Annotated in this window: 15 protein-coding genes; 11 read left to right on the forward strand and 4 right to left on the reverse strand. The window is 61.2% G+C overall.

Features of this window, described 5'->3' with window-relative positions; translation table 11 throughout:
* The 7 genes from ispG (at position 1) to BMZ46_RS00785 (ending at position 7,942) form a co-directional block, all read left to right on the forward strand.
* Entirely contained in the window at positions 1-1,110 is a 1,110-nt protein-coding gene (gene ispG, locus BMZ46_RS00755; RefSeq protein WP_007956680.1) for a flavodoxin-dependent (E)-4-hydroxy-3-methylbut-2-enyl-diphosphate synthase, read from the forward strand.
* 22 nt (positions 1,111-1,132) lie between these two features.
* Positions 1,133-2,422 carry a histidine--tRNA ligase gene (hisS, locus tag BMZ46_RS00760; protein WP_039765722.1) on the forward strand — a complete coding sequence of 430 codons (1,290 nt, stop codon included), beginning with the start codon at positions 1,133-1,135 and terminating at the stop codon, positions 2,420-2,422.
* A 41-nt stretch (positions 2,423-2,463) separates the two neighbouring features.
* Positions 2,464-3,105, forward strand: coding sequence for a tetratricopeptide repeat protein (locus BMZ46_RS00765; protein WP_011335807.1), 642 nt, complete (start codon positions 2,464-2,466; stop codon positions 3,103-3,105).
* Positions 3,098-4,249: an outer membrane protein assembly factor BamB gene (gene bamB / locus BMZ46_RS00770; RefSeq protein ID WP_074691027.1), complete on the forward strand. Its 1,152-nt coding sequence runs from the start codon at positions 3,098-3,100 to the stop codon at positions 4,247-4,249. Before BMZ46_RS00765 ends, bamB begins: the two co-directional genes overlap by 8 nt.
* Positions 4,250-4,385: 136 nt before the next feature.
* Entirely contained in the window at positions 4,386-5,858 is a 1,473-nt protein-coding gene (gene der / locus BMZ46_RS00775) for a ribosome biogenesis GTPase Der (RefSeq protein WP_007956675.1), read from the forward strand.
* Positions 5,859-6,014: 156 nt separating this feature from the next.
* Entirely contained in the window at positions 6,015-7,163 is a 1,149-nt protein-coding gene (locus tag BMZ46_RS00780) for a pyridoxal phosphate-dependent aminotransferase (protein WP_074691028.1), read from the forward strand.
* Positions 7,151-7,942: an amidohydrolase gene (locus BMZ46_RS00785; protein ID WP_074691156.1), complete on the forward strand. Its 792-nt coding sequence runs from the start codon at positions 7,151-7,153 to the stop codon at positions 7,940-7,942. Before BMZ46_RS00780 ends, BMZ46_RS00785 begins: the two co-directional genes overlap by 13 nt.
* 195 nt (positions 7,943-8,137) lie before the next feature.
* On the opposite strand, the gene leuA is transcribed toward BMZ46_RS00785, so the two are convergent.
* The 4 genes from leuA to BMZ46_RS00810 form a co-directional block, all read right to left on the reverse strand.
* Complete coding sequence (gene leuA, locus BMZ46_RS00790; protein WP_064599237.1) at positions 8,138-9,817, reverse strand: 2-isopropylmalate synthase; 1,680 nt, start codon at positions 9,815-9,817, stop codon at positions 8,138-8,140.
* Positions 9,818-10,184: 367 nt separating this feature from the next.
* Positions 10,185-11,006, reverse strand: coding sequence for a peptidoglycan DD-metalloendopeptidase family protein (locus BMZ46_RS00800; RefSeq protein WP_039765736.1), 822 nt, complete (start codon positions 11,004-11,006; stop codon positions 10,185-10,187).
* 3 nt (positions 11,007-11,009) lie between these two features.
* Positions 11,010-12,389 carry an exodeoxyribonuclease VII large subunit gene (xseA, locus tag BMZ46_RS00805; protein ID WP_074691029.1) on the reverse strand — a complete coding sequence of 460 codons (1,380 nt, stop codon included), beginning with the start codon at positions 12,387-12,389 and terminating at the stop codon, positions 11,010-11,012.
* A 10-nt stretch (positions 12,390-12,399) separates the two neighbouring features.
* Positions 12,400-13,287 (reverse strand): LysR family transcriptional regulator, encoded by an 888-nt coding sequence (locus BMZ46_RS00810; protein WP_074691030.1) that lies wholly within the window; start codon positions 13,285-13,287, stop codon positions 12,400-12,402.
* Positions 13,288-13,387: 100 nt separating this feature from the next.
* On the opposite strand from BMZ46_RS00810, the gene BMZ46_RS00815 reads away from it, so the two are divergent.
* The 4 genes from BMZ46_RS00815 to guaA all read left to right on the forward strand — a co-directional run bounded on the left by BMZ46_RS00815 (position 13,388) and on the right by guaA (position 18,129).
* Positions 13,388-14,155, forward strand: coding sequence for a sulfite exporter TauE/SafE family protein (locus BMZ46_RS00815; protein WP_074691031.1), 768 nt, complete (start codon positions 13,388-13,390; stop codon positions 14,153-14,155).
* A 163-nt stretch (positions 14,156-14,318) separates the two neighbouring features.
* Complete coding sequence (locus BMZ46_RS00820) at positions 14,319-14,867, forward strand: hypothetical protein (protein WP_011335799.1); 549 nt, start codon at positions 14,319-14,321, stop codon at positions 14,865-14,867.
* A 115-nt stretch (positions 14,868-14,982) separates the two neighbouring features.
* Entirely contained in the window at positions 14,983-16,452 is a 1,470-nt protein-coding gene (gene guaB / locus BMZ46_RS00825; protein WP_011335798.1) for an IMP dehydrogenase, read from the forward strand.
* 99 nt (positions 16,453-16,551) lie between these two features.
* Complete coding sequence (gene guaA / locus BMZ46_RS00830; protein WP_064599229.1) at positions 16,552-18,129, forward strand: glutamine-hydrolyzing GMP synthase; 1,578 nt, start codon at positions 16,552-16,554, stop codon at positions 18,127-18,129.
* The last annotated feature ends 23 nt before the right edge of the window (positions 18,130-18,152 follow it).

Genomic DNA, 18,152 nt, shown 5'->3' on the forward strand with positions numbered 1-18,152 from the left:
ATGCACGGCGAATCTCCAATCAAACGTCGCGAATCGCGCAAGATCTGGGTCGGTAACGTGCCCGTGGGCGGCGATGCCCCTATCGCTGTGCAGAGCATGACCAACAGCGACACCAATGACGTCGCTGCCACCGTCGCACAGATCAATCGTCTGGAAGCCGCCGGCGTCGATATCGTCCGCGTTTCGGTACCGGACATGGACGCCGCCGAGGCGTTCGGCAAGATCAAGCAACTGGTCAAGGTGCCGTTGGTTGCCGACATCCATTTCGACTACAAGATCGCTCTGCGCGTGGCCGAACTGGGTGTGGACTGCCTGCGCATCAACCCGGGCAACATCGGTCGCGAAGACCGTGTGCGTGCGGTGGTCGATGCCGCCCGTGACCGCGGGATCCCGATCCGCATCGGCGTCAACGCCGGTTCCCTGGAAAAAGACCTGCAAAAGAAATACGGCGAGCCGACGCCAGCTGCGCTGGTCGAGTCCGCCCTGCGTCACGTCGAACACCTCGAACGCCTGAATTTCCAGGACTTCAAGGTCAGTGTGAAGGCTTCTGACGTGTTCATGGCCGTTGAAGCCTACCGCCTGCTGGCCAAGGAAATCGTCCAGCCGCTGCACCTGGGCATCACCGAAGCCGGTGGATTGCGCTCCGGTACAGTGAAATCCGCCGTGGGCCTAGGTATGCTGCTCGCCGAGGGGATTGGCGATACTATCCGCATCTCGCTGGCGGCCGACCCGGTCGAGGAAGTGAAGGTCGGTTACGACATTCTCAAGTCTTTGCATCTGCGTTCCCGTGGCATCAACTTCATCGCCTGCCCGAGCTGCTCGCGGCAGAACTTCGATGTGGTCAAGACCATGAACGAGCTGGAAGGGCGCCTTGAAGACCTGCTGGTGCCGCTGGATGTCGCGGTGATCGGTTGCGTGGTCAACGGCCCCGGCGAAGCCAAGGAAGCCCATATCGGCTTGACCGGCGGCACGCCAAACCTGATTTACATCGACGGCAAGCCGTCGCAGAAACTGACGAATGACAATCTGGTGGACGAGCTGGAAAAGCTGATCCGCGAGAAAGCGGCCGAGAAGGTCGAAGCTGACGCAGCGGTTATTGCGCGCGGCTGATCGAACGAACTAAGGAATTTCTGTGAGCAAGTCTCTGCAAGCCATTCGTGGCATGAACGACATCCTGCCGGAACAGACGCCGGTATGGCGCTATTTCGAAGGCACCGTTTCGCGTCTGCTGGATAACTACGGTTACAAGCAGATCCGCATGCCGATCGTCGAGTTCACCGAGCTGTTCAAGCGCTCGATCGGTGAAGTGACCGACATCGTCGAAAAAGAGATGTACACCTTCGAAGACCGCAACGGCGACTCGCTGACCCTGCGTCCGGAAGGCACGGCCGCGTGCGTGCGTGCGGTGCTCGAGCACGGCATCACCGGCGGTGGCCAGGTGCAGAAACTCTGGTACATCGGCCCGATGTTCCGTCACGAGCGTCCGCAGAAAGGCCGTTATCGCCAGTTCCACCAGATCGGTCTGGAGGTGTTCAACCTCGACGGTCCGGACATCGACGCCGAACTGATCATCATGACCTGGCGCCTGTGGGGCGAGCTGGGCATCCGCGATGCGGTCAAGCTCGAGCTCAACAGCCTCGGCACCAGCGAGTCCCGCAGCCGTTATCGTGAAGCGCTGGTCGAGTATCTCTCGGCGCACCACGACAAACTGGACGAAGACAGCCAGCGTCGCCTGAAGACCAACCCGCTGCGGGTGCTCGACACCAAAAATGCCGACACCCAGGCCGTGCTGGTCGATGCGCCGAAAATGGCCGACTACCTGGATGACGAATCCCGTGCCCACTTCGAAGGCCTGAAGGCCCGTCTGGATGCCGTCGGCATTCCTTACGTGCTCAACCCGAAGCTGGTGCGTGGTTTGGATTACTACAGCAAAACCGTATTCGAATGGGTCACCGACAAGCTCGGCGCCCAGGGCACCGTCTGCGCGGGTGGGCGCTATGACGGTCTGGTCGAGCAGATGGGCGGCAAGCCGACCCCGGGCGTCGGTTTCGCCATGGGCATCGAGCGTCTGGTGCTGCTGCTGGAAACCCTGGAGCAGATCCCGGAAGAAATCTCCCGTCAGGTTGACGTCTATCTCTGCGCCTTCGGCGAAGAAGCGGAGCTGGCCGGTCTGGCCCTGGCCGAGCGGGTACGCGACCAACTGCCCAACCTGCGCCTGCAAGTCAATGCCGGCGCCGGCAGCTTCAAGAGCCAGTTCAAGAAAGCCGACAAGAGCGGTGCGCTGTACGCACTGATCCTCGGTGACGACGAAATGGCCCAGCAAGTGGTAGGTTTCAAACCCCTGCGTGGCCAGGGCGAACAACAAAGCATTGCCTGGGATGCGCTCGCTGCACACCTGGCCACCTGCGTCGTGCAGGGTTGAAGCTGTCCAAACAGCCGATTTAGCGATTAAGGAGTATTGGGGTGTCGAGTACCGAAGACGAACAGTTGGCGGATTTGAAGGACTGGTGGACACGCAACGGCAAACCTCTGGTCACCGGCGGCCTGTTGGCGCTGGTCATCGTGTTCGGCTGGCAGGCTTATCACAAGTATCAGAGCAACCAGTCGCAAGGCGCCTCGGTGCTCTATCAGCAATTGCTGGAAACCACGCTGACCCCGGATGGCAAGCCTGACGCCGCGCGTGTTGCGGATCTGGCCGGCAAGCTCAACAGCGAATTCGGCGGTTCTGCCTACGCGCAGTACGGCAGCCTGTTCGTGGCCAAGGTAGCTGTCGACAGCGGCAAGCTGGACGACGCGGCGACCGAACTCAAGGCCATCGTTGCCAAACCGGCCAACCCGGCGCTGGGCGAAATCGCCCGTCAGCGTCTGGCGCAGGTACTGGGCGCACAGAACAAGGCCGACGAAGCCCTGAAACTGCTCGAAGGCGATGCCGACAAGTCGTTCCTGGCCACTCGCGAAGAACTCAAGGGCGACCTGCTGGTACAGCTGGGCCGTACCGACGAAGCGAACGCGGCGTATCAAAAAGCCAAGGCGGCACTGTCGGATGAAGCGGCGGTCGGTGGCCTTCAAATCAAGCTGGACGACCTGGCCAAAGGGGATGCGTGACGTGATCCGTTGGAAGCATGCAGCATTGCTGGCTCTGGCCATTCTGGCCGCGGGTTGCAGCAGCAACAGCAAAAAAGAACTGCCACCGGCCGAGCTGACCGACTTCAAAGAAGAAGTGGTCCTGCACAAGCAGTGGAGCCGCTCGATCGGTGACGGTCAGGGCGAAACGTACAACATGCTGGTGCCGGCGATCGACGGTGACACCATCTACGCGGCCGACGTGACCGGTATCGTGATGGGCCTGGATCGCAGCAACGGCGACGTGAAATGGAAGAAAGACCTTGAACTGCCTGTGTCCGGCGCCGTTGGCGTGGGTTACGGTCTGGTCATGGTCGGCACCCTGCGCGGTGAAGTCGTTGCCCTCGACGCCATCAACGGCGAAGAGAAGTGGCGCTCGCGCGTCAACAGCGAAGTTCTCGCGCCACCGGCCAACAACGGTGACGTGGTAGTGGTACAGACCCAGGACGATCGTCTGATCGGCCTGGACGCGTCCACCGGCAACCAGCGTTGGGTGTATGACAGCACGCCGGCCGTACTGACCCTGCGCGGCACCAGTGCACCGATCGTCACCAACCGCCTCGCGGTGGCTGGCCTGTCGACCGGTAAAGTGGTCGCGCTCGACATTTCCAACGGCGTGCCGGTCTGGGAACAGCGGATCGCGATTCCACAAGGTCGTTCGGAGCTGGAGCGCGTGGTCGACATCGACGGCGGTCTGCTGCTGTCCGGCGGTACCCTGTACGTTGCCAGCTATCAGGGTCGCGTTGCGGCACTGGATCTGGAAAGCGGCCGTCAGCTCTGGCAGCGCGACGCGTCGAGCTACGCCGGCGTTGCCCAGGGTTTCGGCAACGTCTACGTGAGCCTGTCGTCGGGTACCGTTGAAGGCGTCGACGAGCGTTCCACCACAGCACTGTGGAGCAACGACTCGCTGGCCCGTCGTCAACTGTCGGCGCCGGAAGTCTTCTCCAGCTACGTTGCAGTCGGTGACCTGGAAGGTTACCTGCACCTGCTGAGTCAGGTGGACGGTCGTTTCGTCGGCCGCGAGCGCATCGACAGCGACGGCCTGCGTGCCCGTCCGCTGGTGGTGGGTGACACGATTTACGTGTATGGCAACAGCGGCAAACTGGAAGCCCTGACCATCAAGTAACAACTATGCTTGGGGTTAACTCCCCAGGCGGCCTTGCTTCTGCAGGGTTTGCAGCACCTACGGGTGTTGCCCCGAGCACCAGCCGCTGCCTCGCAGCGGCTTTTGTATTTTCTGAAATAACGAAGTGGAGAGCCGCATGGTTCCCGTAATCGCCCTGGTGGGCCGACCGAACGTCGGCAAGTCCACCTTGTTCAACCGCCTGACCAGGACTCGCGACGCCATCGTCGGCGACTTGTCCGGTCTGACCCGTGATCGCCAGTACGGTGAGGCCAAGTGGCAAGGGCGTTCCTACATTCTGATCGACACCGGCGGTATCTCCGGTGACGAGCATGGTATGGACGAAAAAATGGCCGAGCAGTCGCTGCTGGCCATCGAAGAAGCGGATGTCGTTCTGTTCCTGGTAGATGCCAAGGCCGGTTTCACCGCCGCTGACCAGATGATCGCCGAACACTTGCGCAAACGTAACAAGCGTTCCCACGTGGTCGCCAACAAGGTCGACAACATCGACCCGGAAATGGCCCGCGCCGAATTCGCCCCGCTGGGCATGGGCCACGCGATCCCGATCGCCGGCGCCCACGGTCGCGGCATCACGCAATTGCTGGAAGCCGCCCTGAGCGACTTCCCGCGCGATGATGACGAGCCGGCCGAAGGTGAAGAGGAAGAAGTGGTCGCCGAAGGCGAGGAAGCCAAGCGCATTCCTGGCCCGAGCGAAAAAGACGGGATCAAGATCGCCATCATCGGCCGGCCGAACGTCGGCAAGTCGACCCTGGTCAACCGCATGCTCGGTGAAGACCGGGTAATCGTCTACGACCAGCCCGGCACCACCCGCGACAGTATCTACATCCCGTTCGAGCGTAACGACGAGAAGTACACGCTGATCGACACCGCCGGTGTACGCAAGCGCGGCAAGATCCACGAAGAAGTCGAAAAATTCTCCGTGGTCAAAACCCTGCAGGCGATCAAAGACGCCAACGTGGTGATCTTCGTGATGGACGCCCGCGAAGGCGTGGTCGATCACGACCTCAACCTGCTGGGCTTCGCTCTTGAAGCAGGTCGTGCGCTAGTGATCGCGATCAACAAATGGGACGGCATGACGCCAAGCGAGCGCGACTTCGTGAAGGTCGAGCTGCAGCGTCGGTTGTTCTTCGTTGACTTCGCCGATATCCACTTCATCTCGGCACTGCACGGTACTGGCGTGGGCAACCTCTACGCCTCGGTGCAGAACTCGTTCAAGTCCGCGGTCACCCGCTGGCCGACCAGCCGCCTGACGCAGATTCTTGAAGACGCGGTCAGCGAACACCAGCCGCCGATGGTCAACAGCCGCCGGATCAAGCTGCGTTACGCTCACCTGGGTGGTGCGAACCCGCCGATCATCGTGATCCACGGCAACCAGATCGAGAAAGTGCCGAAGTCGTACGTGCGCTATCTGGAAAACACTTACCGCCGTGTACTCAAACTGGTCGGTACGCCGATCCGTATCGAGTTCAAGGGCGGCGAGAACCCGTACGAAGGCAACAAGAACACGCTGACCGACCGCCAGGTCAACAAGAAGCGTCGTTTGATGTCGCACAACAAGAAAGCCAGCAAGAAGCGCCGCGACAAGAAGTAAAAAGAGCAGCTGCGGGTTTCGAGCTGCAAGCTTCAAGTTAAAGCGTGGAAGTAAAGAAGGGCTCTGTTCAGAGCCCTTTTTTGTGGGCGATGGATTGATGCTTGAAACTTGTCGCTTGCAGCTTGAAACTTGCAGCTCACCTGCAAGGGGCTCCCGATGATCACCAGTAAGCTGCCGAATGTCGGCATCACTATTTTCACGCAGATGTCTCAGCTCGCGGCGCAGACCGGAGCGATCAACCTTTCCCAGGGTTTTCCCGATTTCGACGGCCCGCAGGCACTGCGCGACGCGGTCGGTCGACACATCGCCAGCGGCCACAACCAGTATTCGCCCATGACCGGCTTGCCGGCGCTGCGCCAGCAGATCGCGGCGAAAATCGCCCGCAGTTATGGCGCGAACGTTGATGCCGATACCGAAGTAACCGTGACCCCCGGCGCGACCCAGGCGATCTTCTGCGCCATCCAGGCGGTTATCCACAGCGGCGACGAAGTCATCGTGTTCGACCCGGCCTACGACAGCTATGAGCCCGCAGTAGAACTGGCCGGCGGACGCTGCGTGCATGTGCAACTTGGGCTGAAGGATTTCTCCATCGACTTCGACAAACTCAGCGCAGCCCTGAGCCCGCGAACGCGGATGATCATCCTTAACACCCCGCACAACCCGAGCGGTGCCTTGATCAGTCGCGCCGAGCTGGATCAGTTGGCGGCGTTGATCCGAGATCGCGACATCTACGTGATCAGCGACGAAGTCTATGAACACCTGGTGTTTGACGGCGTGCCGCACGTCAGCGTGCTGGCCCATGAAGAGCTGTATCAGCGCGCCTTCGTGGTCAGCTCGTTCGGCAAGACCTATCACGTCACCGGCTGGAAAACCGGTTACGTCGTGGCGCCGCCGGCCCTGACGGCGGAGCTGCGCAAGGTGCACCAGTACGTCAGTTTCTGCGGCGTGACCCCGTTGCAGTTTGCTTTGGCCGATTACATGGCCGAGCATCCGGAACACGTCGAAGAGCTGCCGGGCTTCTATCAGGCCAAGCGCGATCTGTTCTGTGATCTGCTGGCGCCGTCGCGATTCAGTTTCACCCGTGTCACCGGCACCTATTTCCAGTTGGTCGATTACTCGCAGATTCGCCCTGATTTGAACGATGTCGAAATGGCGATGTGGATGACCCGTGAGCATGGCGTGGCGAGTATTCCGGTGTCGGTGTTCTACCAGAATCCACCCGAAGGCCAGCGCCTGGTGCGCCTGTGCTTTGCCAAACGTGAGGAGACGCTGCGGGAAGCGGCGGCCAAGCTATGCGTGATCTGAGTGCGTTGCCCGACCTCAATCTGGCGCTGATCCAGACCAGTCTGGCCTGGCATGACCGTCAGGCCAATCTCGAGCATTTCGATGTGTTGCTGGAGCAGGCGCGCGGTGCCGATCTGATCATCCTGCCGGAAATGTTCACTACCGGATTTTCCATGGAATCCGAAACCCTGGCCGAAGCCGAAAACGGTCCGACCAGCAAATGGCTGCGGGCCCAGGCAGCGAAGCTGAACGCAGTCGTCACGGGCAGCGTGATCATCCAGGCCGCCGACGGCAGCCACCGCAACCGCTTGCTGTGGGCGCGGCCGGACGGCGAAGTGCTGCATTACGACAAACGCCACCTGTTCCGCATGGCCGGCGAGCACAATCACTACACCCCCGGCGAGCGCCAGGTGCAGTTCGAGCTCAAGGGCTGGCGGGTGCGTCCGCTGATTTGCTACGACTTGCGCTTCCCGGTGTGGAGTCGCGACGCTCAGGACACCGACCTGCTGCTGTACACCGCCAACTGGCCGGGCGCACGGCGTCAACACTGGAACCGGTTGCTGCCGGCCCGGGCCATCGAAAACCTGTGCTATGTGGCGGCGGTCAACCGGGTGGGTACCGATGGCAAGGGTTTCGCGTATACCGGCGACAGTCAGGTGCTGGATTTCCAGGGCGAGACGTTGCTGGCGGCGGGGGAGGCTGACGGGGTGTTCAAGGTGGTTCTGGAAGCGGCTTCGCTGGCGGCTTACCGCGAGCGGTTCCCGGCGAATCTGGACGCGGACACCTTCGAGTTCACCTGATAGCCCAGATCACCTAGATCGTTCCCACGTCGAGGCGTCGAACCGTCCGCGTGGGAATGCCTCAAGGGACGCTCCGCGTCCAGTGACGCAGAGCGTCACGAGCTGCATTCCCACGCAGAGCGTGGGAACGATCAGATAGAAAATAAAAAGGCCCCGGAGTTCGCACTCAGGGGCCTTTTGCATTGCAGCGGTCAGTTACGCCGCTTTCGCTTCCGGCTGGCTCAGCGAGCGGTTCAGCGCGCTGAACAGGGCCTTGAAGCTGGCGGTGGTGATGTTTTCATCGATGCCCACGCCGTGCACCGCACGCTCGCCGTTCACACGCAGTTCGATGTAGGCCGCCGCCTTGGCGTTGGTGCCCGCGCCGATGGCGTGTTCGTTGTAGTCCATGATCTCCACCGGAATCGGCAGACCGGCCACCAGCGCTTCCAGCGCGCCGTTGCCCTTGCCGCGCCAGTGCAGATTGGTTTCGCCCTGACCCTTGCTCGCCACTTCCACTTCGACGGCGCTGTTGCCGTTTTCTTCCTGCAGGCGATGGCTGACCAGCGCGTACGGGGTGTTGGCTTGCAGATATTCGCTGTGCAACAGCGCGTGGATTTGCTGGGCAGTCATTTCCAGACCCAGGCGGTCGGTTTCACGCTGCACGACCTGGCTGAATTCGATCTGCATGCGACGTGGCAGGCTGATGCCGTATTCCTGCTCCAGCAAGTAGGCGATGCCGCCCTTGCCCGACTGACTGTTGACGCGGATCACCGCCTCGTAGCTGCGGCCGATGTCGGCCGGGTCGATCGGCAGGTACGGTACTTCCCACAGTGCGTCGGATTTCTGCTGGGCGAAGCCCTTGCGGATCGCGTCCTGGTGGGAGCCGGAGAACGCGGTGTGCACCAGGTCGCCGACGTATGGGTGGCGCGGGTGAACCTGGATCTGGTTGCACTCTTCAACGACTTTGCGCACGCCGTCGATGTCGGAGAAGTCCAGTTGCGGGTCGAGGCCCTGGGTGTACATGTTCAGTGCCACGGTCACGAGGTCGACGTTGCCGGTACGCTCGCCGTTGCCGAACAGACAGCCTTCGACGCGGTCGGCGCCGGCCATCAGGCCCAGCTCGGTGGCGGCCACGCCGGTGCCACGGTCGTTGTGGGTGTGCAGGCTGATGATCACGCTGTCACGACGGTTGATGTTGCGGTGGAACCACTCGATCTGGTCGGCGTAGACGTTCGGCGTCGCGCATTCAACGGTGGCCGGCAGGTTGAGGATGATCTTGTGCTCAGGCGTCGGGTTCCAGACCTCGATCACCGCGTCACAGACTTCCTTGGCAAATTCCAGTTCGGTGGCGCTGAAGGTTTCCGGCGAGTACTCGAAGGTCCACTCGGTGTCCGGCTGCATGGCGGCGTATTTGACGAACAGCTTGGCGGCGTTCACGGCGATGGCCTTGATCCCGTCCTTGTCCTGGTTGAAGACGATGCGACGGAAAGAAGGGGAGGTGGCGTTGTACAGGTGAACGATTGCCTTCTTCGCCCCGCGCAGGGATTCGAAGGTGCGCTCGATCAGGTCTTCACGGCCCTGGGTCAGCACTTGAATAGTGGTGTCGTCCGGGATGTGGCCGTCTTCGATCAAAGTGCGCACGAAGTCGAAGTCGGTTTGCGAAGCGGCCGGGAACGACGCCTCGATCTCCTTCACACCCACCTGCACCAGGGTTTTCCAGAAGCGCAGTTTTTTCACCGCGTCCATTGGCTCGATCAACGACTGGTTGCCGTCACGCAGGTCGGAGCTGCACCAGATCGGCGCGGCATTGATGGTTTTCGACGGCCAGGTACGGTCCGGCAGGTTGATCACAGGAAACGCGCGGTATTTCGAAGACGGGTCTTTGAGCATGCTCATCGGGAAATTCCTTATTGTCTGGGCCGAAAAGAGGCGGCCTGCCGGTGGAACGAACGTTCTTGGAAAAGCGTGGGACGAGGCGCAGCGATTCAGCCCGGCAGTCGTGCGCTGACGAGGCACAGGCTGCGGTGCTGGCGAAGCTGAATGAGGGTGTGAGAGGTTTTCATGCCCTCAACCCTAACCGCGAGGGATGAGGATGGCAAGCAGTCGGAAAAAATTGAGAGGAATACCCGGAAAGTGGTTTTTTCCGAGATTTTATTCTCTGAATCAAAGTGAATGTTTGCAGAGATTGCGCAGTCCGTTCGTCGTGCGCAATCCCTGTGGGAGCGACCTTGCTCGCGATGGGGCCAGTCGCTTCACCCACAAATCAAGGCTGGAATGCCCCAATGAAAATCGCCGGATCGACCCGCGCATCGTTCAGGCTGACGTTCCAGTGCATGTGCGGCCCGGTCGCCCGACCTGTAGCGCCAACCTTGCCCACCACCGCACCGCGCGCCAGTTGCTGGCCGTTCTGCACATCAATCTTCGACATATGGCAGAACATGCTGATGAAGCCCTGGCCGTGGTCGACGAACACTGTGTTGCCATTGAAGAAGTAGTTGCCGATCAGAATTACCTTGCCCGCTGCCGGGGTCTTGATCGGCGTGCCGGCCGGCACTGCGAAGTCCAGACCTGCGTGCGGATTGCGCTCTTCACCGTTGAAGAAACGGCGCACGCCGAACTTGCTCGACAGCGGTCCGTTGACCGGTTTGTCCAGCAGCAGATTGCTCGGCGTGTTCGGACTGAAACTGCGGTAGGCCTTGATCTGCTCGGCCAGTTCGCCCTCGATGCGCTTGAGGTTGGCGGGGTTCGGATTGACCTGCTGGGTATTCTTCAGGGTGATGTGCTGTTCCGGGTATTTCTTGTTGCCGACATTGAAGTTGAGGTTACGGCCGCCACTGCTGATCTGCTGAACGCCGGGTTTGACGGTCAACGGAACACCGACAATCGCCAGCCAGTTGTTCTGTTCCTTGACCACCAGCACCGGTTTGCCCTGATACGTGGCTTTCGGCGCTTGCGCAGCGGTCCCCAGATCGACGACAGCCACGCCGCCCGGCACCGGTTTGTTCAGCAGGCGGGTGATGTAACTGTCGGCGTGGGCGTTGAAGGTCAGGCACAGCAACAGCAGCGGAGCAAGAAAACGCGGCATGGATCAGTCCAGTAAAGAAAGGGTGACAGGCGTCAGGTGATTGTCCTCGACGCGCACTTGCAGTTCGCCTTCGCCCAGTCTGGCCTTGAGGCGCTGGCCGGTGTGGGTCTGCGCGGCGTTACGAATCGCGTTGCCGCGCTCATCCAGCAGAATGCTGTAGCCACGACCGAGGGTCGCCAGCGGGCTGACCACGTGCAGGGTCTGCATCTGGCTTTGCAACTGAAGTCGACGGCGTTTCAGACCTTCGTTCATGGCGCGTGGCAGGCGTTCAGCGAGACTGTCGAGGCGCTGGCGCAACAGGGCCAGCTGGCGTCCCGGATGTTGCCCGGCGAGGCGGGTTTCCAGACGAATCAGGCGTTCGCGGCGGGTATTGAGCTGGCGCTCGAAGGCGCGGCGCATGCGCATGTCCAGATCATCCAGACGTTGTGCCTGTTGGCGCAGACGTTCGCCGGGATGGCGCAAGCGGCGGGTCATGCCTTCAAGGCGCAGGCGATCGCGCATCAGGCGGTCACGCATGCGCATCACCAACCGGCGATGCAGGCTTTCGACCTGCCGGATCAGGTGGCTGGAATCCGGGGCAAGCAGTTCAGCAGCGGCGGACGGCGTCGGTGCACGCACGTCAGCCACGAAGTCGCTGATCGACACATCGGTTTCATGGCCGACCGCACTGACGATCGGCGTGACGCAGGCATCTACCGCCCGGGCCACCGCTTCTTCGTTGAAGCACCAGAGGTCTTCCAGCGAGCCGCCGCCACGGGCCAGGATCAGCGCGTCGAACCCACGGGCATCCGCCAGTTTCAGGGCGCGGACGATCTGCGCGGTGGCTTCGCGGCCCTGAACGGCGGTGGGAATCAGCGTCAGTTGCACTTGCGGCGCACGGCGGCGGAACACGCTGATAATGTCGCGGATCACCGCGCCAGTCGGTGAACTGATGATGCCGATGCGCTGCGGATGTGCCGGCAGCGGCACTTTGCGCTCGGCACTGAACAGGCCTTCGGCGCTGAGCTTTTCCTTCAAGGCATCGAAGGCCAGGCGCAGGGCACCGTCACCGGCCGGCTCCACGGTGTCGAGGATCAACTGATAGTCGCCACGCCCTTCGAACAGCGAGACCTTGCCGCGCACCTTGACTGCCAGGCCATCCTTCAGCGCCTGACGCACCCGCGCCGCATTCTGCCGGAACAGCGCGCAACGCACCTGCGCACCGCTGTCCTTGAGCGTGAAATACACGTGGCCTGACGCCGGGCGGGCGAGGTTGGAGATTTCGCCTTCGACCCAGATGTTGCTGAACACGTCTTCGAGCAACACCCGCGCGCGGCCGTTGAGTTGGCTGACGGTCAGGATTTCGCGGTCGAGGCCGAGTCTTGCAAAGGGATCTTTAATCATGGGGCGCAGTTTAAAGGCATTCGCCGGTGAATGTCTGGAGGAAGTGTTGCTCCAGAGGTGTGGGATTTTGCCGAGAAGCGAGGGCGACGGTGCTCTGGCAATCGCCGGTCAGCGGCAGAAATCTCACGCCGGCGGGCGCGATGTCCTGCATTGAATCCGGCAGCAGAGCGATGCCGAATCCGGCCTGGATCAACTGCAATTGCGTGGTCTTGCGCGACATCACCCGTGCAGGCTGAGGAAAAAAGCCGTGACGCATGCACAGGTCGGCGCACAAATAACTCAGCCCGCCGCGCTGTGGGTGCGGGATGGAAATGAATGCTTCGTCCTTCAATTGCGCCAGATCGACTGCCTCCGTCGACGCCAGTCGATGATCCGCCGGCACAGCAAGCAGCAGACGTTCGGTGTAGAGCGGCACAATCTGAACACCCTCGCGCTGGCGCAGCACCGGCAGACGCAGCAGGCCGATATCGAGCCGGCCCTCGGCCAGTTCTTCAAGTTGCGCCTCCGAGGAGAGCGTGCCGATGTCCAGCGAAACGCCGGGTTGTTGCTCCAGGTATGCGCTCATGTCGCGCAACAATTGGCCGCTGATCGGCACGGTGCTGGAGTGACAAAGGCGCAAGGTGCCGCGCTGCCCTTGGCCGATTTCCGTGGCCAGGGTGCTGGCCTTGTTCAGTTCATTGAGCAGATTTTTCGCCCGGGGCAGGAACGCTTCGCCAGCGGCGGTGAGCCGGGGCTGGCGCGCGGTGCGTTCGAACAGCGGCGTTTGCAGGCGGGTTTCCATGTCCTTGATCTGCCGGCTCAGCGCCGACTGAGCAATGAACAGCCGTTCGGCTGCCGCGCTGAAGCTGCCGCTCTCTACGATTTCCACGAAGTAGCGCAATTGACGGGTTGAAAGCACGAGGCATGCCTTTTCGAGATGGCTTGGCGGTTTCGAAGATATTAGTCGCAACCCTCGGCGCTGGCTAAAGTCATCGCAGGCTTATAAAGGAAGCGAACGGATGAGCGTGGCGGGGTTGTTGAGCGAATGGTCGTGGGGCGCCCAGGGCTGGGTGGTGATCGGATTGGCCATCGCGCTGGCCTACATCGTGTTCGGGATTGCCGGTTTTGGCACGGCGCTGGTGGCGGGGCCGATTCTGATTCTGTTCATGCCGCTGTCGAAGATCGTGCCGTTGCTGGTGCTGCTGGATTTCGTCGCGGCGTTCGGCAATCTGCTGCCGTCGCGGCGAGATGTAGCGAAACCGGAATTGCTGCGGCTGCTGCCGTGCATGGCGGTGGGCTGCACGCTGGGGGTGATTTTCCTGCTTAACCTCAAGTCCGATCTGCTGTTGCTGTTGATGGGATTGTTCATCAGTGCTTATGCGATCTACAGCTTGTGGATCAAGGCTCGGCCGGCGCAGTTATCTGCTGGGTGGGCGTTGCCGATGGGCACCGTGGGCGGGCTGTTCGGGGCATTGTTTGGCAGCGGCGGCTTTCTTTATGCGATCTACCTCAACAGTCGATTGCCCAAGGACGCGGCGCGGGCCACGCAAAGTGCGCTGATCAGTTGCAGCACGGTGGTGCGTTTGAGCCTGTTCGCCATCGCCGGGGTGTATGCCGAGCTACCCTTGTTGATGCTTGCGCTGTGCCTGTTGCCGGCCATGGCGTTGGGCTTGTGGGTCGGACGGCGCTTGACCATGCGCCTGTCCCGCGAGGCCTTCGTGCGGCTGGTGACCTGGCTGGTGCTGGCGAGCGGGATTGCGCTGATCGGCCGCTATTTAAGCACTTGACCGGATTGTCTCAGGGATTAAGCTGCCGGCCTTTAGGGCCTCTTCGCGGGCAAGCCCGCTCCCACAGATTTCTCAGATGTACACAGGATGTGTGAGCGACTGAGAACCTTGTGGGAGCGGGCTTGCCCGCGAAGGCGTCAGAAGCCATACCGCAGGACTTTTCATGAATTCGCAGAGCATCATCGTCCCGAAAATTTCCAACCTGCCGGTGCACGAGCCCCGGGCCCGGGCGATCCTGCGCTGGCTGGTGCGCAAGAACATCGTCAAGGAAGAGCTGAGCACCTGTGGACGCACTGGCAATCGCATGGCCTACGCCATCGCCGATGGTGCCCGCGCGGTGGTGCTGCATCCCGAGGCGCTGCCGTTCGGTGAGCCGATCAATGGGCTGGAAGTCATCACCAAACGCTGCATCTACACCCCGGCCAAGGGTTTTCTCGAAGAGGCCGGTTGCGCCGAGTGCCGGCAGGAGATCGGCGAAGCGCTGTTCGAAAGTCTGGAAGACTGGATGCCGGGCCGCACCGACAACTTCACCTGCCCCGAATGCGGGCATGAAGACGATATCAACGGTTTTCTGTATTTACAGGAATGCGGGTTTTCCAACCTCGGTTTCATCTTCAACAACTGGCTGGAGGCGGGGTTCAAGCAGAGTTTCATCGACGAATTCGCCGACTGGCTGGATCAGCCGGTGAGCTGGGTCAAGGTCGAGCTGTAAGGGCAACTTTTCCCGTACATCAGCAACATTGATATAAGACAAGTTTTACATTGAGCCCGGTAGGGTGTCTGAGTATAATGGCGCGCTTCCATTTTCCCGCTCGGGAGCCCCCGCGATGCTGCGTATCAGCCAAGAAGCTCTGACCTTCGACGACATTCTCCTAGTGCCCGGTTATTCCGAGGTGCTTCCTAACGAAGTCAGTCTGAAGACCCGCCTTACCCGTGGCATCGAGCTGAACATTCCTCTGGTTTCTGCCGCCATGGACACCGTCACCGAAGCCCGTCTGGCAATCGCCATGGCTCAGGAAGGTGGCATCGGCATTATCCACAAGAACATGACCATCGAGCAGCAAGCTGCCGAAGTTCGCAAGGTCAAGAAGTTCGAAGCCGGTGTGGTCAAGGACCCAATCACCATCGAGGCTGACGCCACGGTTCGTGATCTGTTCGAACTGACCCGCATGCACAACATTTCCGGCGTTCCGGTGCTGCACGATGGCGACCTGGTCGGCATCGTCACTTCCCGTGACGTACGTTTCGAAACCCGTCTGGATGCCACCGTTCGTGAAGTGATGACGCCGAAAGAGCGTCTGGTCACTGTTCGCGAAGGCGCCGACAAGAACGAAGTCCGCGAGCTGCTGCACAAGCACCGCCTGGAAAAAGTCCTGATCGTCGACGACAAGTTTGCCCTCAAAGGCATGATGACCGTCAAAGACATCGAAAAAGCCAAGGCCTACCCGCTGGCCAGCAAGGACGACCAGGGTCGTCTGCGCGTTGGCGCTGCGGTCGGTACCGGTAAAGACACCGGTGACCGCGTTGCAGCCCTGGTCAATGCCGGTGTGGACGTGGTGGTGGTCGACACCGCGCACGGTCACTCCAAGGGCGTGATCGACCGCGTTCGCTGGGTCAAAGAGAATTTCCCTGAAGTGCAGGTGATCGGCGGCAACATCGCCACCGGCGCAGCCGCCAAGGCCCTGGCCGAAGCTGGCGCCGACGCGGTCAAGGTCGGTATCGGCCCTGGCTCGATCTGCACCACCCGTATCGTCGCCGGTGTCGGCGTTCCGCAAATCAGTGCCATCGCCAACGTTGCCGCTGCCCTCGAAGGCACTGGCGTTCCGTTGATCGCCGACGGCGGCATCCGTTTCTCCGGTGACCTGTCCAAGGCCATCGTTGCCGGTGCGTCCTGCGTGATGATGGGCTCGATGTTCGCCGGTACCGAAGAAGCGCCGGGTGAGATCGAACTGTTCCAGGGCCGTTCCTACAAGGCTTATCGCGGCATGGGTTCGCTGGGCGCCATGTCCCAGGCTCAAGGTTCTTCCGACCGTTACTTCCAGGACTCCTCGGCAGGCGCCGAGAAACTCGTTCCGGAAGGCATCGAAGGCCGTGTTCCTTACAAGGGCACCCTGAGCGCGATCATTCACCAGTTGATGGGCGGTCTGCGTTCCTCGATGGGTTACACCGGCAGCGCCAACATCGAAGAAATGCGCACCAAGCCCGAGTTTGTGCGGATCACCGGTGCCGGCATGGCCGAGTCCCACGTTCACGACGTGCAGATCACCAAGGAAGCGCCAAACTACCGCGTAGGTTGAGGCTTCAAGCAAAACGTTAAATGACCGGGGCTGTTTTATTCAGCCCCGAGTTGTTTCTGAATCAAGACTGTTTCTGAATTACTTAGACGAGACTGAATCATGGCCCTCGACATTCACGCTCACCGCATCCTGATCCTCGACTTCGGTTCGCAATACACCCAACTGATCGCCCGCCGCGTGCGCGAGATCGGTGTGTACTGCGAACTGCACCCGTTCGACATGGACGAAGATGCGATCCGCGAATTTGCGCCAAAAGGCGTGATCCTCGCCGGCGGTCCCGAGTCCGTGCACGAAGCCAACAGCCCGCGCTGCCCGCAAGCGGTGTTCGATCTGGGCGTACCGGTCTTCGGTATCTGCTACGGCATGCAGACCATGGCCGAACAACTGGGCGGCAAGGTTGAAGGCTCCGAGCTGCGTGAGTTCGGTTACGCCCGCGTTGACGTGGTCGGCAAGAGCCGCCTGCTCGACGGCATCGAAGACCATATCGACGCTGACGGCCTGTTCGGCCTCGACGTGTGGATGAGCCACGGTGACAAGGTCACCAGGATGCCGAGCGATTTCCACATCCTGGCCAGCACCCCGAGCTGCCCGATCGCCGGCATGTTCAACGACGAGCGCGCCTACTATGGCGTGCAGTTCCACCCGGAAGTGACCCACACCAAGCAGGGCGGTCGCATCCTGTCGCGTTTCGTTCTCGACATCTGCGGCTGTGAAGCCCTGTGGACCCCGTCGAAGATCGCCGAAGACGCCATCGCCAACATCCGCGCACAGGTCGGTACCGACAACGTGCTGCTGGGTCTGTCCGGCGGTGTGGATTCCTCGGTGGTTGCGGCGCTGCTGCACAAGGCCATCGGTGATCAACTGACCTGCGTCTTCGTCGACAACGGCCTGCTGCGTCTGCACGAAGGCGAGCAAGTGATGGCCATGTTCGCCGAGAACATGGGCGTCAAGGTGATCCGCGCCAACGCGGAAGACCAGTTCCTGAACAACCTGGCCGGCGAAGCCGATCCGGAGAAGAAGCGCAAGATCATCGGCCGTACCTTCATCGACGTGTTCGATGCCGAATCCTGCAAGCTGGACAACATCAAGTACCTGGCTCAGGGCACCATCTACCCGGACGTGATCGAGTCGGCTGGCGCGAAAAGCGGCAAGGCCCACGTGATCAAGTCGCACCACAACGTGGGCGGCTTGCCGGAAGAGATGAACCTGAAACTGGTCGAGCCACTGCGCGAACTGTTCAAGGACGAAGTCCGTCGTCTGGGCCTGGAACTGGGCCTGCCGTACGACATGGTCTACCGTCACCCGTTCCCGGGCCCGGGCCTGGGCGTGCGCATCCTCGGCGAAGTGAAGAAGGAATACGCCGACCTGCTGCGTCGCGCCGACCACATCTTCATCGAAGAACTGCGCAAGGCCGACTGGTACCACAAGGTCAGCCAGGCCTTCGTCGTGTTCCAGCCGGTGAAATCGGTTGGCGTGGTCGGCGATGGCCGTCGTTACGCCTGGGTCGTGGCCCTGCGTGCCGTGGAAACCATCGACTTCATGACCGCACGTTGGGCTCACCTGCCTTACGAACTGCTGGAAACCGTCAGCGGCCGCATCATCAATGAAATCGAAGGCATTTCGCGCGTGACTTACGACGTGTCGAGCAAGCCGCCGGCGACCATTGAGTGGGAGTGATCCCGCTTAAGCCCTGAAGGCAT

Origin of the sequence: Pseudomonas sp. NFIX49 (genome assembly GCF_900115915.1) — a bacterium.
Taxonomy (GTDB): domain Bacteria; phylum Pseudomonadota; class Gammaproteobacteria; order Pseudomonadales; family Pseudomonadaceae; genus Aquipseudomonas; species Aquipseudomonas pharyngis.

What these genes read in the sequence shown, in the direction of transcription:
- ispG (WP_007956680.1), top strand. Translation starts at nt 1, where the DNA reads ATGCACGGCGAATCTCCAATCAAACGTCGCGAATCGCGCAAGATCTGG.
- BMZ46_RS00800 (WP_039765736.1), bottom strand. Translation starts at nt 11,006, where the DNA reads ATGCCGCGTTTTCTTGCTCCGCTGCTGTTGCTGTGCCTGACCTTCAAC.
- BMZ46_RS00785 (WP_074691156.1), top strand. Translation starts at nt 7,151, where the DNA reads ATGCGTGATCTGAGTGCGTTGCCCGACCTCAATCTGGCGCTGATCCAG.
- leuA (WP_064599237.1), bottom strand. Translation starts at nt 9,817, where the DNA reads ATGAGCATGCTCAAAGACCCGTCTTCGAAATACCGCGCGTTTCCTGTG.
- guaA (WP_064599229.1), top strand. Translation starts at nt 16,552, where the DNA reads ATGGCCCTCGACATTCACGCTCACCGCATCCTGATCCTCGACTTCGGT.
- BMZ46_RS00815 (WP_074691031.1), top strand. Translation starts at nt 13,388, where the DNA reads ATGAGCGTGGCGGGGTTGTTGAGCGAATGGTCGTGGGGCGCCCAGGGC.
- BMZ46_RS00820 (WP_011335799.1), top strand. Translation starts at nt 14,319, where the DNA reads ATGAATTCGCAGAGCATCATCGTCCCGAAAATTTCCAACCTGCCGGTG.
- xseA (WP_074691029.1), bottom strand. Translation starts at nt 12,389, where the DNA reads ATGATTAAAGATCCCTTTGCAAGACTCGGCCTCGACCGCGAAATCCTG.
- BMZ46_RS00780 (WP_074691028.1), top strand. Translation starts at nt 6,015, where the DNA reads ATGATCACCAGTAAGCTGCCGAATGTCGGCATCACTATTTTCACGCAG.
- bamB (WP_074691027.1), top strand. Translation starts at nt 3,098, where the DNA reads ATGCGTGACGTGATCCGTTGGAAGCATGCAGCATTGCTGGCTCTGGCC.
- der (WP_007956675.1), top strand. Translation starts at nt 4,386, where the DNA reads ATGGTTCCCGTAATCGCCCTGGTGGGCCGACCGAACGTCGGCAAGTCC.
- guaB (WP_011335798.1), top strand. Translation starts at nt 14,983, where the DNA reads ATGCTGCGTATCAGCCAAGAAGCTCTGACCTTCGACGACATTCTCCTA.